The organism is Meiothermus hypogaeus, from assembly GCF_003574035.1.
Lineage (GTDB): Bacteria > Deinococcota > Deinococci > Deinococcales > Thermaceae > Meiothermus > Meiothermus hypogaeus.
Genome location: NZ_QWKY01000020.1, coordinates 20,148 through 34,970, shown reverse-complemented (window position 1 = coordinate 34,970; position 14,823 = coordinate 20,148). Strand labels below are relative to the sequence as shown.

18 protein-coding genes are annotated in these 14,823 nt (G+C 60.0%); 14 read left to right on the top strand and 4 right to left on the bottom strand.

The window, feature by feature from the left end:
• The first annotated feature begins 15 nt into the window (after positions 1 to 15).
• From Mhypo_RS07245 to Mhypo_RS07235, 3 genes are all read left to right on the top strand, one after another.
• Positions 16 to 648 (top strand): SDR family NAD(P)-dependent oxidoreductase, encoded by a 633-nt coding sequence (locus Mhypo_RS07245; RefSeq protein WP_119340626.1) that lies wholly within the window; start codon positions 16 to 18, stop codon positions 646 to 648.
• A gap of 27 nt (positions 649 to 675) precedes the next feature.
• Positions 676 to 1,215 (top strand): YceI family protein, encoded by a 540-nt coding sequence (locus Mhypo_RS07240; RefSeq protein ID WP_119340625.1) that lies wholly within the window; start codon positions 676 to 678, stop codon positions 1,213 to 1,215.
• Between the two features lie 72 nt (positions 1,216 to 1,287).
• A complete protein-coding gene (locus Mhypo_RS07235; RefSeq protein ID WP_119340624.1) occupies positions 1,288 to 2,307 on the top strand; it encodes a hypothetical protein in 1,020 nt (339 codons plus the stop codon).
• Here the strand turns inward: Mhypo_RS07235 and Mhypo_RS07230 are convergent.
• Both Mhypo_RS07230 and Mhypo_RS07225 read right to left on the bottom strand, forming a co-directional pair.
• Positions 2,267 to 2,938, bottom strand: coding sequence for an HAD hydrolase-like protein (locus Mhypo_RS07230; RefSeq protein ID WP_119340623.1), 672 nt, complete (start codon positions 2,936 to 2,938; stop codon positions 2,267 to 2,269). The genes Mhypo_RS07235 and Mhypo_RS07230 overlap by 41 nt on opposite strands.
• 232 nt (positions 2,939 to 3,170) lie before the next feature.
• Entirely contained in the window at positions 3,171 to 4,520 is a 1,350-nt protein-coding gene (locus Mhypo_RS07225) for an FAD-binding oxidoreductase (protein WP_186814637.1), read from the bottom strand.
• A 152-nt stretch (positions 4,521 to 4,672) separates the two neighbouring features.
• Here Mhypo_RS07225 and Mhypo_RS07220 point away from each other — a divergent pair, with 152 nt between their 5' ends.
• From Mhypo_RS07220 to Mhypo_RS07205, 4 genes are all read left to right on the top strand, one after another.
• Positions 4,673 to 5,104: a hypothetical protein gene (locus Mhypo_RS07220; protein WP_119340622.1), complete on the top strand. Its 432-nt coding sequence runs from the start codon at positions 4,673 to 4,675 to the stop codon at positions 5,102 to 5,104.
• A 132-nt stretch (positions 5,105 to 5,236) separates the two neighbouring features.
• Positions 5,237 to 5,623, top strand: a complete 387-nt coding sequence (locus tag Mhypo_RS07215; protein WP_240637155.1) for a hypothetical protein — start codon at positions 5,237 to 5,239, stop codon at positions 5,621 to 5,623.
• Positions 5,624 to 5,885: 262 nt separating this feature from the next.
• Positions 5,886 to 6,335 carry a hypothetical protein gene (locus tag Mhypo_RS07210; RefSeq protein WP_147075395.1) on the top strand — a complete coding sequence of 150 codons (450 nt, stop codon included), beginning with the start codon at positions 5,886 to 5,888 and terminating at the stop codon, positions 6,333 to 6,335.
• Between the two features lie 68 nt (positions 6,336 to 6,403).
• A complete protein-coding gene (locus tag Mhypo_RS07205; RefSeq protein WP_119340641.1) occupies positions 6,404 to 7,501 on the top strand; it encodes a glycosyltransferase in 1,098 nt (365 codons plus the stop codon).
• Between the two features lie 335 nt (positions 7,502 to 7,836).
• Here the strand turns inward: Mhypo_RS07205 and Mhypo_RS07200 are convergent, their stop codons facing one another.
• Both Mhypo_RS07200 and Mhypo_RS07195 read right to left on the bottom strand, forming a co-directional pair.
• Positions 7,837 to 8,793, bottom strand: coding sequence for an aldo/keto reductase family protein (locus tag Mhypo_RS07200; RefSeq protein ID WP_119340640.1), 957 nt, complete (start codon positions 8,791 to 8,793; stop codon positions 7,837 to 7,839).
• A gap of 105 nt (positions 8,794 to 8,898) precedes the next feature.
• On the bottom strand, positions 8,899 to 9,114 hold the full coding sequence (locus Mhypo_RS07195) for a CDGSH iron-sulfur domain-containing protein (protein ID WP_119340619.1): 216 nt from the start codon (positions 9,112 to 9,114) through the stop codon (positions 8,899 to 8,901).
• Between the two features lie 122 nt (positions 9,115 to 9,236).
• Here Mhypo_RS07195 and Mhypo_RS07190 point away from each other — a divergent pair, with 122 nt between their 5' ends.
• The 7 genes from Mhypo_RS07190 (at position 9,237) to Mhypo_RS07165 (ending at position 14,802) form a co-directional block, all read left to right on the top strand.
• Positions 9,237 to 9,635, top strand: coding sequence for a VOC family protein (locus tag Mhypo_RS07190; RefSeq protein WP_119340639.1), 399 nt, complete (start codon positions 9,237 to 9,239; stop codon positions 9,633 to 9,635).
• 66 nt (positions 9,636 to 9,701) lie between these two features.
• Positions 9,702 to 12,041: a penicillin acylase family protein gene (locus tag Mhypo_RS07185; protein ID WP_119340618.1), complete on the top strand. Its 2,340-nt coding sequence runs from the start codon at positions 9,702 to 9,704 to the stop codon at positions 12,039 to 12,041.
• A 75-nt stretch (positions 12,042 to 12,116) separates the two neighbouring features.
• Positions 12,117 to 12,503, top strand: a complete 387-nt coding sequence (locus tag Mhypo_RS07180) for a GntR family transcriptional regulator (RefSeq protein ID WP_240637154.1) — start codon at positions 12,117 to 12,119, stop codon at positions 12,501 to 12,503.
• Positions 12,503 to 13,183 (top strand): ABC transporter ATP-binding protein, encoded by a 681-nt coding sequence (locus tag Mhypo_RS07175; protein ID WP_119340616.1) that lies wholly within the window; start codon positions 12,503 to 12,505, stop codon positions 13,181 to 13,183. Before Mhypo_RS07180 ends, Mhypo_RS07175 begins: the two co-directional genes overlap by 1 nt.
• A gap of 17 nt (positions 13,184 to 13,200) precedes the next feature.
• Positions 13,201 to 13,959, top strand: a complete 759-nt coding sequence (locus Mhypo_RS07170; RefSeq protein ID WP_119340615.1) for a hypothetical protein — start codon at positions 13,201 to 13,203, stop codon at positions 13,957 to 13,959.
• A 1-nt stretch (position 13,960) separates the two neighbouring features.
• A complete protein-coding gene (locus tag Mhypo_RS18085) occupies positions 13,961 to 14,137 on the top strand; it encodes a hypothetical protein (protein WP_170148238.1) in 177 nt (58 codons plus the stop codon).
• A gap of 50 nt (positions 14,138 to 14,187) precedes the next feature.
• On the top strand, positions 14,188 to 14,802 hold the full coding sequence (locus Mhypo_RS07165; RefSeq protein ID WP_119340614.1) for a YIP1 family protein: 615 nt from the start codon (positions 14,188 to 14,190) through the stop codon (positions 14,800 to 14,802).
• Positions 14,803 to 14,823: the final 21 nt, after the last annotated feature.

The following is a 14,823-nucleotide window of genomic DNA, read 5'->3' as shown; positions in this document are numbered from 1 at the left end:
GCGTAGGCTCGAAGGGTGAATACCCTGTTGATAGGAGCCACGGGTGGCGTTGGGCAGTCTTTAGCGCATCAACTGGCGGGCCGGGTAAGCCGTTTGTGGCTTTCCGGACGCAATGGGCAGATTCTGGCTGGCCTGGCCCGCGACCTGAGTGCACTGGCGGTTCCCGCCGAACTCGGCAACGAACTCGAGGTTCAGGCTCTGGCCGAAGAGGTGGGGCCGCTCGACCTGCTGCTATATGCGGCGGGGGCAGTGCAGAGGGCAGGTCTGCGCGAACAAAGCATGGCCGACCTCGAGCGCCTCACCGCTGCCAACATGGGCGGCCTGGCCCTATTGCTCAAATATGCCCGGTTCAACCCCCAGGCCCGGGTGGCCGTGCTGGGCGTATACCCCGAGCTGATTGCAGTTCCTGGGCTCTCGGCGTATGTGGCGACCAAGCTGGGGGCCGAGGGCCTGGTGAGCGTGGCTCGCAAAGAGTTTCGTCGCGAGGGGGTACGTTTCTGCCTGGTGCGCTTGCCTGCAGTTGCAACCGGCCTGTGGGCGCCCCTGGGTGGCGCTCCTAAAACGGCTCTGCATCCAGATCAGGCGGCGGCGCGTATCCTGGAAGGGGTTCTGGCCGAGCCCCTGACGGAAGTACTTGAAATTCGCTAGATGCTCCTCAAGAACAGGAGAAAAACCATGAGTTACAGTAAACTGCTCTTCTTCTTGCTGTTTGGCTTGTGCTCCGGCTTGACAGAGGCCCAGACCAATCAGTATGTCATTGAAGGGCGCGTGACCTATGCGGCCAGTTATAACCTGGGCCGCTGGGAGGGCACTAACACCAGCGTGCGGGGCACGGTGCGATGGAATAGCCAGACGGGCGAGGCCTCGGGCCAGGTATGCGTGGAGCTGGGCCGCTTCGACTCCGGCAATGCCCTGCGCGATGCCGATGCGCGGGGCGTGTTTGATGTCAACCGGTTCCCCCAGAGCTGTCTCGACGTTGAGCGGCTGGTGCAAACCGGCGAGGATGCTGTGCTCAGCGGCACCCTGGAAATCAGCGGTACCCGGCGGCCTGTGCGGATTAGCGGCAAACTGACCCGCGAGGGTAATACCTATCGGTTTGCCGGGGGGTTCAACACCAGCTTTTCGGAGTGGAAGTTGAACCCACCCAGCCTGTTGTTTCTAAGGGTTAATGACCCACTGGAAGTGCGCCTCGAGGCCCGGGCGGTTCAGCGTTAAGTAAAACAAAGCTAAAGGCCCCCTTGAACTTCGCCTTGGGGAGGCTTGATAACCTCGAACCTGGAGGTTTCTATGCAGAAACAAACTCCACAGCTCTGGGTTCTGGCGTTGTTGCTGCTGGCCTGTAATTCCCCCGAGGCCACGCCTCCCGTAGCACCCCCCGGTCAACCCACGCCCGTAGCAGGGCAAGCCTGCCCCGACTGGGTACACAACAGCTATGTGACCAAGGGCCCCGATGGCGAGTTCTATCCCACCTGGCATCCCCAGGTAGACCCCGAATACAAGTGCTACTTCACGCACGAACACGGCGATGACCCCCGCACCAGCCTGGCCAACCCCGAGCTGCCGCCCTTTGGCTACGTGGGCAAGCTGGCGGGCATGCCCGAGGCCCACGAGGGCTTCAAGGTGTTCGTGTCCAACCGTGGCACCCGCAACGACGAAGACCGCCTAGCCCTGACCAGCACCCGCATCGTGGCCCACATGGGCACCGGTGGGGTGCGGCGCTACAGCGTGCGCCAGCACTCCCTGATGTTCGACCTGGTAGCCCCTAGCGGGCACCGGGTGAGCGTGCAGGGCATGGCCGACACCGGCCTGGTGGGCTCCATCTGCGATCGTGACCCTACCCTGAACGACGCCGACCTCAGCAACGACATAGGCCGCAGTGTGATGACCCTCCCCGGAACCGGCTGCCACAGCCAAAACCCCGGCTCACTCTACGAAATCTGGGCTTTTAAGCTGCGCCTGGCCGATAAAGCGGAGGTGATTGCTTCCACTGCCGTCTTCGACCCCATCACCACCATGAACCCCGCCAACCTGAGCGAGTTGCACTACACCGAGCAGGTGTTCAGGGGCTTTACCGGCTTGCGCGGCTGTAACCGCGAGTCCTACCACGGGCCGGTCTACTGGTACAACGCGAACGGACCCGAAGTGTTTTTTACCGATGCCTTTGGCAAGGCAGGGGGGCCTATCCGACAGCTCGTCTCGCGCCACAACGATATCGGCATCTGGATGTCGCAGCGCTCGGACGGCTTCCTGAACCAGTTCAAGCTACCTAAAAACCACTGTGCGCCGGGGTTGGGCCTCCTAAACTAGCTACACACTGCGGCAGGTGAAGGGGGTGTTCGCAAAGCAGGTCTGCGCCGTGGGTCTGGAGTTCTCCCGGGCTTCCATAGCCCCATAGAACCCCCACGGAGCGCATCTGGTGGGCTTTTGCCCCCAGGATGTCAAAGGCGCGGTCGCCAATCATCACCACCTCGGCAGGGGTCAGGCCATGCTCTTGCAGAATGCGCCCGATGAGCGCGGCCTTTGATTCCGACAGGTTCTCAGCCTCTACACCGTAGATGGCGCTGAAGTAGGGGGCCAGCCCAAAATGCCCCATCATCTGCTGGGCAAAGGCGCTGCGTTTGGAGGTCGCGACCATCAAGCGGTAGGTGGTGGAGAGGGTTTGGACGGCCTGGTCGATTCCTGCGTAGACACTGGCTTGCCATTGGCCCTTCTGCTCGTAGCACTGCCGATAGATTTCCACCGCGGCTTCTGTCTGGGCCTCGTCTAGAAGCCTGCGGAAGTTATCTTTCATGGGCGGGCCGATGAACTCGTGTAAATCCAAGGTCTCGGGAATCTCCACCCCCAGGTGAAGAAAGGTATGGCGGTAGCAACCCACAATACCGGGGGCGGTTTCCAGGAGGGTGCCATCGAGGTCGAAGAGCAGGGTGGTAACGGACACCCCGCTATTGTATGGCTGTCTTCATACCCAGATTGCGCCGTCCCTCCCAACCACGTAGGGGAGGGCAGGGTGGGTTTGCAGGCTTGCAATATTAAACTGCAGGTTGGTTTAGGGTTTTGCTTGAGATCAGATCCTCCCAAACCCTCCCTACGAAAGGGGTAGAGTCGGCCCGCACCGAGTGCGTCTGATTGGGCAGTATAGGGGTGTGCAGATTCCTGGGCAGCGGAGTTAATCAATCAAAAATCTTACCTGGGTTAAGCAGGTTTTGGGGGTCGAAAAGCTGCTTGATCTGCCGCATCCAGTCCAGGGCTGGGCCATGTTCTTTGGAGAGGTATTTTTTCTTGCGCAGCCCCACCCCGTGTTCGCCGGTGCAGGTGCCACCCAGGGCTAGGGTGTGCTCTACCAGTCGCTCAGAGAAGACCTCGGCTCGAGGGTCGCCCGGTTCGCAGACCACCAGGGTGTGGAAATTGCCGTCGCCCACGTGCCCCAGGATGTTGCCGGTCAGGCCCATTTCGCGCAGCAGGCGACTGGAATATTCCACCAGGTCAGGCATCCTGGAGATAGGCACGGCTGTATCGGTGGAGAGGTACTCCTTGCCGGGAAACAGGTTGACCAGGGCCCAGTAGGCCTGATGACGGGCCTCCCACTGGGCGGTGCGCTCCTCCTGGGTGCGGGCAGTATCTATGCTGATGGCGCCGGTCTCCTGCATCAGCCCCAGCGCCATGCTCGACTCGGCTTCCAGGGCTTCTTTAGTCGAGGAGTGAAACTCCACAAACAAAGCCGGTTTTTCTGGGTAGCTGCGCCCCAGGTAGTGATTGATGGCCCGGATACCTACCTCGTCCACCAGCTCCAGCCTGGCCACCGGCATACCACTGGCCATCACGGCGTAAGCGGCCTGGGCCGTGTCGGAAAGGTCGTCAAAAAAGACCCGCAGGGTGTGAATGTGCTCGGGAATGGGGTGCAGCTTTAGGAAGAGCCGCGTGATGATGCCCAGGGTGCCTTCGGAGCCGATAAACAAATCCTTGAGGTTGTAGCCGGCGCTGGTTTTGCGAACCCCCCGGCCCAGTTCCAGTACCTGGCCATTGGCCAGCACCACCTGCAAGGCCAGCACATTGTGCCGCATGCCCCCGTAGCGCACGGTGGTAGTGCCCGAGGCGTTGGTGGCCGCCATTCCGCCCAGGCTGGCATCCGCACCGGGGTCTACTGGAAAGAATAATCCGGTGCCCTTGAGGGCTTCATTCAGGGCCTTACGGGTTAGACCCGGCTCCACCACCGCCATGAAGTCCTGGGGTCGAACTTCCAGCACGCGGTTCATCCTGGAAACATCCAACGAGATGGCCCGTCCCTGCGGAATAACGTGTCCTTCTATGCTGGTGCCCGCCCCGAAGGGAATTACTGGCAGATGGTGCTCCCGGGCCCAGGCCAGGGTGGTCTGTATGTCGGTTAGGCTCTCGGCAAAGACCACCGCCAGGGGCGGGTGGCGCACAGGGTAGCTTTCATCTTTGCCGTGGGTCTCGAGGTCGGTGGGGGCGGTACTGACCTTTTGAGGTAAGAGGTTTTTCAGGCTGTCCAGCATGACCATAGCCTAACCTGAATGGAAGGTTGGCAGCGTGTCTTGCCGCCCCCTGGGTTGGTGATATTTAGCCCGTAAAAGGACCCTGAGCGTTACGTAAATCCCATTGGTGACGAATGCGCCGAACAACCCCGAATAAGCTGCTACCCTGACCCTTGGCAATGAGTACCTTGACCGACGCCTACCAACCTACCGAACGCGAGAATCTGCAACAACTGCTCGCAGTTGCCTGGTTCAAACTTGAGCAGCAACCTCTGGAGGCGGCAGTGTTGGCACGCAGGGCAGAGCATCTGGCACGGCGCTCCGGCAATAACCGGGCCTGGGCTCAGAGCCTTTTTATCTGGGGTGTATGCAGCCTCTACGGGGGAGATAACCACGAAGCCATCGTACTTTTGTCGAGGGCGCTGGCAGTGTATCGCTTTTTGGATGACGAGCAGGGACAGTGGTCTTGCCTGAAAGCCATTGCCCTGGCCTGGGGCTATCTTGGCGATGCTGTGCAGGCCCTCGAGACCCACTCCCAGGCAAACACCTTCAAGCGTCAGGCCGAATTCGCCGGCAAAGCCCGCTGGCTGCGCTGGTTTGCTACCAACTGAGATTTTTTCCAAGTTTTGACACTTTTGCTACCGGAGTGTCAAAACTTGTGTCGCTGTTTTTATCGTCTGACACGGGTTATTTGCTCTTGACCATGCGTCGGCTTTGTTGCAAGCTGAAGTATGGCAAGTGCTGTGAAACGGGAAGTGTGGCAAGACGTAGAGGTGAATCTGGAGCTTTCGCTCGAGTTCGACCCGGAGGAGTTTTCGCGGCGCTACCCAGGATTGTCGCTGGTGCTGGCCGAACTGCTTATTGGCCCTCCCCGGCGTTGGCGCGACCCGGCCGAGCTGTTGCCCTATGCCGGTTGCAAAAGCCTGGAGGCCAGGTTACCCCATCTTCGCTTCAGCCCCCTGGAGACCCGCCCGTTGGGTCAGGCGCTCGACAAGCTGTTCACCACGATTGAGTTTAGTATTGTCGGGCATAAAGTTATCACAGTTCCGCCGCCCCATAAGGCCATTGAATTACCAGAGGGTTGGCGGGCACGGAGCGGGGTGTGGCTGTGCCACCAGCCGCTGGGGTGAGGCAAGACCACCAGTTTCGCTGGATCGCTTTCACAACTCGACTATAGTTGTGCAATAGCTGTGTATTTTTGACTAATCGAGCTCTCAATTCCTCGAGCTTGGGTTTCTTTCGATGGCACGATAATCAAGCCCAGACAAGACATACCAGCATCGCCGGATATTAAGTGCAGGTACCTGTACTTTGGTGCTTCTGGTTGCTATACTTGATAGGTTGCTGTGGAAACGTTTACATAGCGTTTCTTGCAGTAAAAAGGAGTTTGAAGTGAGCCCTTCGTTTACGGTTGAAAGTGGTGTGATGGTCGAAAAGGTAGAGGCGCTTATTGCTCAAACCTGGCAACTGTTGGTTAACCATGAGGATGACCTCGAGTACCAGCACACCGTTCGGAAACTCGGGCTTGAAATTGAACAGCAAGCCCGTAACCTGGGCAGCGAAAGGGCTTTTGCCATGTCCCAGCTGATTCTGGGGGTCAGTGCTCTGGATCGCCATCAACCCGACGAGGCCGTGCAGCGCCTGACCACGGCCCTGACCCGCTTCCGCTGGCAGTCCGATGTGCACCACGAATGGTACAGCCTAGCCGCCATTGCCCAGGCCTGGTATCTGCTGGACGACTACGATCAAATGCACGAAACCCTGGTTGGAGCCAAAGACCTCTCCCAGCCCAGCACGCACGATAAAGTCCGCTGGCTCGACCGACTCGGCATGATTCGCTGACGTGCCAGACCATACCAATCCAAAAATGTTCTAATCTATAGGGGCCTGGCCCTGTGGCCATGCTCCTTATGCCACAACGCATTCTTCTGGTCTATACCAAGGCGGGGGGTGGGCACTTTGCCCTGGCCCAGAACCTGCACAAGCTGCTGACCGAACTCGAGCCCGAGTCCGAGGTTCGGCTATTCAACTTTTTCGATGTGGGGCCGCGCTGGATTGCCCAGGCCATCCAGGACGGCTACAACTTTGCTGTTAATAAGCAGCGCTGGTTGTTTACCGTGTTTCAAGCCTTCTACCAGACCCGCCCAGCCATCCAGTCCTTCGCGCGGGTGCTGGGCATGCGCCTGGCCCCGGCCATCAACGAGTACCTGGAGGAGTTTCGTCCAGATAAGATAATTTACTGCTATCCGGTGAACCACGGTTTTCGCCGCTTGCCTTATGTACGAAAGCACAAACCCAAGACCCTTACGGTAGTGAGCGATATTTTCAGCCCCCACCTGTACTGGTTCATCGACACCAAAGATCAGTATGTGGTGGCCAGCCCCGAGGCCTACAGCATAGCCAGGCGCTACCGGGTTCCCCCGGAAAACCTTCACTACTTCCAGACCCTGATTGACCCTAAATACGACCAACCCCTGGCCCCCGAGGAGGTGGCCCGCTTGCGCCAGGAGTGGGGCCTGGTTCACCCCTACACGGTGCTGCTAACGGGGGGTGGAGCGGGTCTCAAAATTAGCCACAGGCTGGTGCGGGAGCTGGTCAAAATCGAGGGCATCAATGTGGTGGTGGTGTGTGGCTACAACCAAAAGCTCTACCGGCAGCTCGAGACCTTCAAGCAAAAGAACCAGATTGCCAACCTGATCCTGTTTGGCTTCACCAAGCAGATGTACGAACTGATCAACGTGTCCAACGTGGTAGTCTCCAAAGCCGGCCCTGCCACCATTGCCGAGGTGCTTTCGCAACACAAAGACTTGATTGTTTGTGATTACGTATGGCCGCAGGAGCACGGCAACGTAGAGCTCATTCGGCACGAGAAGCTGGGCTACTACATCCGCCAGCCCCGCAAGATTGCCGAAAAGATTCGGGAGCTAAAGAGCCGCCCCCCCGAACGCAAAACCCTCAACCTGCAAAACGATATTGTTCGCCTGGCCAGGTACATCCTGGCGTTGTGATACCGGATTCAAAAAGACAGTTTACAAAACCAATAAACCCCATAGGTTGTCTTTTGAATCCTAGAGCACACCCCTCCCGAACGGTCGGCGAAGAAAGCGTCTCCTTTCCAAGGGGCGGTATCGCCCTCCGCTACGCGGATAACTTCCAAGGGGCGGTATCGTCCTCCGCTACGCGGATAACTTCGGTCGGGTTAGTTCGTCACCCTTTGGTGACGAACTAACCGAATCTGGTATGAGGCTGGAGGCCCAGAGCCGAAGGCCGAAACCTGGAAAACTGTGAGGCGAATGTTGCAAGCCAGGTTCTGATGCCAATGCTCTCGAAAAGGGTGTTTGGATTACCCTCGAGCCCTGCCGAGAATCTGCTCGATGCGCTCCAGGGCCTCCTGGGGCAGGTCTACCCCCGCCGCTCCCAGGCTTTCTTTGAGTTGCTCGGGCTTGGTGGCCCCGGTAATGGCACTGCTCAGGCCTTTTTGCCGTAAGACCCAGGCCAGGGCCAGCTGGGTACGGGTCAGGCCCAGGTCGGCGGCTACTTTTTTGAGGGCCTTGACCTTTTTTACGTTTTCGTCAGTCAGGAAGCGGTTACCAAACTGCGGATAGCGCTCGAAACGGCTGTCTTTGGGTACGCCCTTGTCGTAGCGCCCGGTCAGCATACCCATGGCCAGGGGGCTCCAGACCACCATGCCCAGCCCAAAGCGCTCGGTCTCGGGCAGGATTTCCTGCTCGACCCGTTCGCGGTAGAGCATGGAGTATTGCGGTTGCTCCACTGCAGGCGGATGCAGGCCGTTGGCCCTGGCAAACTGCACCGCTTCGACAATGCGGGCCGCCGGCCATTCGGAAGTGCCCCAGTAGAGCACCAGGCCCCGCTCTACCAGATTGCTCATGGTGGTCACGATTTCTTCCATGGGCACTTCGGGGTCGTAGCGGTGGCAGAAGTAGAGATCGAGGTAGTCGGTGCCCATGCGCTTCAGGCTGCGCTCAAGGCTTTCCCGAACGTGCTTGCGCGATAGGCCCCGCCCGTTGGCATCCTCGCTGGTGGGCCAGTAGACCTTGCTGGAGAGCACCAGCTCGTGGCGGGGGAACTGTTCCAGGAGAGCTTTGCTCATCAGCTCCTCGGCCAGGCCCTTGGCGTATACATCGGCGTTGTCGAAGAAGTTGATGCCGCCCTCGTAAGCGATGCGGGTGATTTGTTTGATGCGCTCGAGGTCGTTGACGGCATCGCCGTAGGTGACCCAGGCCCCCAGCGAAATTTCCGAAACCTTCAAGCCCCACTGACCAAGTTTGCGATAGCGCATGGGCATGCCAACCTCCGCCTGCCATCTTATGGCCTGAGGGCAGGCCCAATGTGTTTTTGCTCTCCTTGCGCCTACCGCCTTTCCTGCAGCACTACTTTGGCTGTGCTAGGCGTCGGTGTTTAGCTCGATTACGGCGGCTGGCGCTACAAACCCGGCGGCCTTGTGGGAGCCGTCGCAGAAGGGTTTGTTGCCAGAGTGCCCGCAGCGACAGAGGGAAACCCTGGCCTTCTCGATGACCACTTCCTGGTCGCCCTGGCGGAATACGTACTTACCGCCCGTTTCGATGCCGATGGAGCCATTTTCGCGGAACTCAATCTTCATAACCCAATTCTATCGGGGCTTCCAGATTGGCAAAATGGGTCTGGAGGCCAAACCCACCTTGGGGTTTGGCCGAGCGAGGGGCCCGTTTGACCTGGGGGGCGGGGCGTTCCAAAATACCCTGGATGTACACCACCCGTCTGGCCTACGTTCACCTGAGGGTGCGGCACCTCGAGGCCGCCGTCACCTTTTACACCCGCTTTTTGGATTTGCAGCTTTCCGAACGCTTTGCGAATACTTCGCTGCTGGTTTCGTCGGAGAACCCGGCCCACTACGAGCTGGCCCTGACCGAGGGCGAGCCATCCGGAACGCTAACGCTGGGTTTTGCCGTAGCATCCGAGCAAGACTTCGCAGCCGCCCGAGACTTTGTGCGCCTCGAGGGCGTACCTTACCGGCTCGAGGATCGGGGCATTGCCCTGGTGCTCAGTCTGCAAGACCCCGACGGCAACACGGTGGAGCTTTTTTTAGATCGGCGTAAGCTGGGTGGGCGAGCCTTTTGGCGTGGAGAGAGCGAGCCAATCTGATCAAGGTTTCCTCTAGGCCCGCTTCAGAGGTCTGGTTTTATACTAGGTCCAAAGCGGGGAGGAACCATGCTTTGGTTACGTTTTCTGGGACGTTTGCTGCTGGTACTGATAGGTCTGGTGCTGCTCTTGGGCATGGGCGGTTGGTTCTGGCTGCGGGGGGCTACCCTTCCGCAGCATGCGGGGAGGCTGGCCCTCAAAGGGCTTTCTGCGCCCGTCGAGATGAACCGCACTGCTGAGGGGGTACTGCACATCAAAGCCCAGACCGATGCCGATGCTTTTTTTGCGCTGGGGGTGGCCCATGCCCAGGATCGGCTGTGGCAGATGGAGTTCCAGCGCCGGGTGGGGGCCGGGCGTCTTTCAGAGGTGGTAGGAAAAGCGACCCTAACGCAAGACCGCTTTTTACGTACCTGGGGCTTCTACCGTGCGGCCGAACAGGCCTACGTGGGGTTGTCCCCCTACGCCCTATCGGCCGTGGATGCCTATGTGGCCGGCATCAATGCCTACCTTTCCACCAACCCGCCTCTGCCGCTCGAGTTCCGCCTGCTGGGCTTCCGGCCCGAACCCTGGAAACCCGCCGACGTGCTGGTCTGGGCCAAGATGATGTCCTACGACCTTTCGGGTAACTGGCGGAGCGAGCTCCAGCGCCTGCAATGGGCCGCCAAGGGCATGGCCCCCGAGCGTATGAGCCGCCTCAAACCGCCCTATCCAACCGATGCCCCTACGGCGCTACAGGCCGAGGACCTGCAACTACCCCCACCGACCAGGCCCGATGGTGAGTCGGCCCGCTCTTTGCTCACCCTGGCCGCCCGGCTGCCCCAGGCCCTGCACCTGCCGGGCGAGCAGATGGCCCGGGCCTCCAACAACTGGGTGATTGGCCCTTCGCGTACCGTGAGTGGCAAACCCTTGCTGGCCAACGACCCGCACCTGGGGTTGGGAGCGCCCTCGGTGTGGTATCTGGTGCATATGGAAGCCCCCACCTACAAGGCCATCGGCACCAGTTTTCCGGGCCTTCCGGCAGTGGTGATTGGCCGCAACGAGCGTATCGGCTGGGGTGTTACCACCGTGGGCGCCGATGTGCAGGATCTTTACATTATGGAAGAGGTAGCGGGGGGCTACCGTTACAAGGGACAGGTGGAGCCCTGGCGTATCCGCACCGAGGTAATCAAAGTCAAGGGTGAACCCGACGTGACCCTGCAGGTGCGGGAAAGCCGCTATGGGCCGGTCATCAACGATGTGGTGAATAACCCGGGTGCAAGGCCGTTGTCGCTGCGCTGGACCAGCCTGGATGACACCGACCGCACCATGGAAGCCTTTTTGGGTATCGCCCGGGCACAAAACTGGGAACAGTTCAAAGCTGCGCTGGCTTTGTACAACGCCCCGAGTCAGAACTTTGTCTATGCTGATGTAGACGGCAACATCGGCTATATGGCCCCGGCCCGCTTTCCCATCCGCAAGCCCGGTCATTCGGGCCTCATGCCCGTACCGGGTGATGGCAACTGGGACTGGCAGGGCTACCTGCCGCAAGACCAGTGGCCCCAGGTCTATAATCCCAAAGAAGGTTTTATCGTAACCGCGAACAACAAGGTAACCGCGCCAGGCTACCCCCACACCATCTCGCTCGAGTGGGAGGAGCCCTACCGTGCCCAGCGCATCCGGGAGCTTATTCTGGCCAAAGACAAACTCTCCATTGATGACATGGTTTCGATGCAGCAGGATATTACCAGTTTGTTGTTCCGCGAGTTCAAGCCTGTTTTGGAAGTGCTCAACCCGCTCTCGGAAAATGCCCGACAGTGGAAGGCCCGCTTGCTGGCCTGGGATGGGGTGATGCGGGCCGAGCAAGTAGAGCCCACCGTCTTTCAGACCTGGTACACCGAGCTTTCCCGGCTGCCCAGCAAAGAGGTGGGGCAGGATTTCTGGGAACAACCCAGGTATTTGCTGGCTGCCATGCGCCAGGGTGACCCTGCCTGTCAGACCGCCGATACCCAGACCTGCCTGGATTACGCCGCCCTTGCCCTGGATAAGGCCCTGGATCGCTTTGGCAACAACCCCCCGCGCTGGGGCGAGGTTCACCGGGCCACCTTTCCCCATGCCATTCTGACCAATGTATCGCCGCTCAACCGCTTGTCCGACCGGGCCGTGCCCCACGGCGGCGACCGCTACACCTTGAACCGCGCTTCCTACGACCCCGCCAACTTCCGCATGACCGTGGGGAGCAGCTACCGCCACATCCTGGACTTTGCCGACCTCGAGCGCTCCCTTTTTATCATCCCGATGGGCCAGTCGGGGGGGTTGCTCTCGCCGGCCTACGATAACCTCTTGCAAAAGTGGGCCTCAGGGCAGTACCTGCCCATGCGGATGGGAGAGACCGGCTTCAGAACACGCCAGACCCTCGAGCCCCAGCGCTAGCCCCTGCAAAAATGGATGCGTTTGACAATCTGCCTGTAATGAATTACTGTATTATATAGCTAGTGCACTAAGGAGGTGGCTCGATTGTGGAGCTTAGACGTAGAAGCCGGGCCGATTTATGCCCAGATTGTGCGGGGGGTGGAGCGGATGCTGGCCAGCGGTCAGATGAAACCCGGGGATAAACTGCCTTCGGCGCGGGAGCTGGCGGCCTCTTTGAAGGTGAACCCCAACACAGTGATCCACGCCTACAGCCAGCTTGAAATGGCCCGGGTGACCGAGACCCGGCGGGGCTTGGGAACGTTTGTGCGCGAGGATGTCAATGTGGAGGGCATCCGGCTGCGCATCCTGCAGGAAGCCGCCCTGCGCTTCTGGTCCGAAGTACAAAGCCTGGGTCTGGGCCTGGAAGATGCCCAAAAAGCTCTTAGAAGCCTGGCCCCCAACGGTGCAAAGGAGGCCCCGTGATGCTGGCAAAGCTTAATGGCGTGACCAAGCGCTACAGCAAAACCGAGGGGGTGCACGAACTTAGCCTCGAGCTCTACCCAGGGCAGGCGGTGGGGCTTTTGGGCCTGAACGGCTCGGGCAAGACCACCACCCTCAAACTGCTGGCCGGGATGCTTTTCCCCACCACAGGCTCGGTGGAGGTGCTGGGCCAAAGCCCCCGCGAGAGCCGGGGCCAGATTGCCTATTTGTCCGATGCCGACAACCTGTATGCCTGGATGACCCCCCGCGATGCCGAGCGCTTGATGGCGGGCCTGTACCCGGACTTCAACCCAGGCCGCTACCGCGAACTGCTGGCTTTTTTAGAAGTGCCCCAGCAGGGCTATCGCTCGATGTCGCGGGGGCAGCGGGCGCGGCTGCGCTTGGCCATGGTACTCTCGCGCGAGGCCCGCTTATTTTTGCTGGACGAACCCCTTTCGGGGATTGACGTAATTTCGCGTGACCGCATCCTCAAGAGCCTGGTGCGGGAGTGGCGCGAGGAGGCCTGCCTGGTGCTCTCTACCCACGAAGTAAGCGAGGCCGAGGGGATTTTTGAACGGGTACTGCTTTTGAAAGAAGGTCGGCTGGCCCTCGACGCTAAGGCCGAGGATCTGCGGGCCAAGGGGCAGAGCGTGAAGGATGCTTTTATCGAGGTACTGGCCTGAGAGTGGAGGGGTAGATAATGATGAACGCATTCAGGACGCTGCTCTGGCTCGAGCTTCGCAAGTTCGGCGTATTCGGGCTGGGGCTTTTACTGGTTGTGGCGGGATGGTTCTTTATGGCCCGACAAACTTTCGAGTGGAACGGCTACAAGCTCGAGTCGGCGGCAATGGTGTTTGCAGTCACCGCGTTTGTTGCGGTGGGGGGAAGCATAGCCTACCTGGCTGCTCTGATTATGGACTTCGGGCGGGAATACCGCGCCGGGCGCTGGTCGTTGCTCCTGGGCTCACCTCAACCTGGTTGGCTATACCTGGCTGCCCGAACCCTGATGGGCGTGGGGGTTCTAACCCTCTTCAACGGCGGCTTGTGGCTGGTGCAGACTTTCTGGCTGGGCCAGGTCGGGGTCAGCCTGCCCATTGGCCTGGGGGCTGGGATCTGGCTCTATCTGCTGGGCGGTCTGGCCCTGGTGGTTCCAGCACTTTTCCTGGGCCTCTGGGTGGCGGCTTACATCCCCGGTAAGGCCACCCTGATCGCCTTGATCATCGGTGTGATTGGTCTGGGGCAGGTATTGGAATGGAGCGCTCGGCTTTGGGGTAGCCAGTTTTACAGGTGGTTGCCTGCCTGGAAACTCCCAGCGCCCGGTGTTGAGCAGAACCCGGCGGTGCGGATGGAATGGGAAAACTTTCCGGGCCTGCCGAGCGAGGCCTTTGTGATTTTGTCGGTGCTGACCGCGCTGTTCTTTTTCGTCGCCAGCCGTTTGTGGCAGGAAGTGGAGGCCTGAAATGCCTGGTGCGCAATTCGGAACCGTGGAGATTATTGTGTTTGGGGTGGTGTTTGCCTGGTTGGTCTACGCAGGCTACCGCTTGTGGACCGCAACCTATAGCCCAACAGCTCGCTGGCTGGGAATGGGCTTTGTCGCCTTAGCAGTCCTTGGGTTGGCTAAGGGTTTGCTCGAGTAGCCCTGTTGTTTTGGGCTTCGCTAGGGCACACTAAGGGGGAGTGAAGGGAAATGCTCGAGGTGCTGCTACAGCCCACTAACTTTTTCCGAGCGCTCTCTGAGCGCAAACCCAACCTGGTGGCTCCATTTTTTATCGTCGTGGCCAGTACAGTGGCGGCCTCGCTGGGGCAGGTGTTGCTGGTTCGACTCTTGCCCAGTTTTCTGCCGGGGGGATTACCCGTGCAACTGGTGTTTGCGCTTTTGGGTGGGGTGATATTTGGCATGCTGCTGTGGGGGATAGGGGGGCTGATTATTCGCCTGCTGGCCGGGCCGGAAAGCCGGGCCTGGGAGGTCTATGGTTGGGCCTCGGTACCGGCTTTGCTGGTGGGGCTGGTGCTGGTTCCCCTAGGGGCCTTGTTTCCCATCACCGGCGATCTGCCCCCCCTGCCGCCGGCCACCGACCCCGAGGCTCTGCGGGCCTGGCAGCGCGAGTACCAGCAGGTCGTCGGGGCGGCCAGCGGAACCCGCGTGCTGCAAGGGCTGGGGATAGTGGGCTCCCTCTGGTCGCTCTGGATTATCTGGTCGGGCCTCAGGGTGCTGGCGCCCAGCCGGGCCCTGCTGGCCACTTTGGGCGTGGCGGTGGTTTCGCTGGCCTTTACGCTTTGGGGCATTCTGGGTTCGCGTTAGGGCTCTGTCCGGTTTCATTGG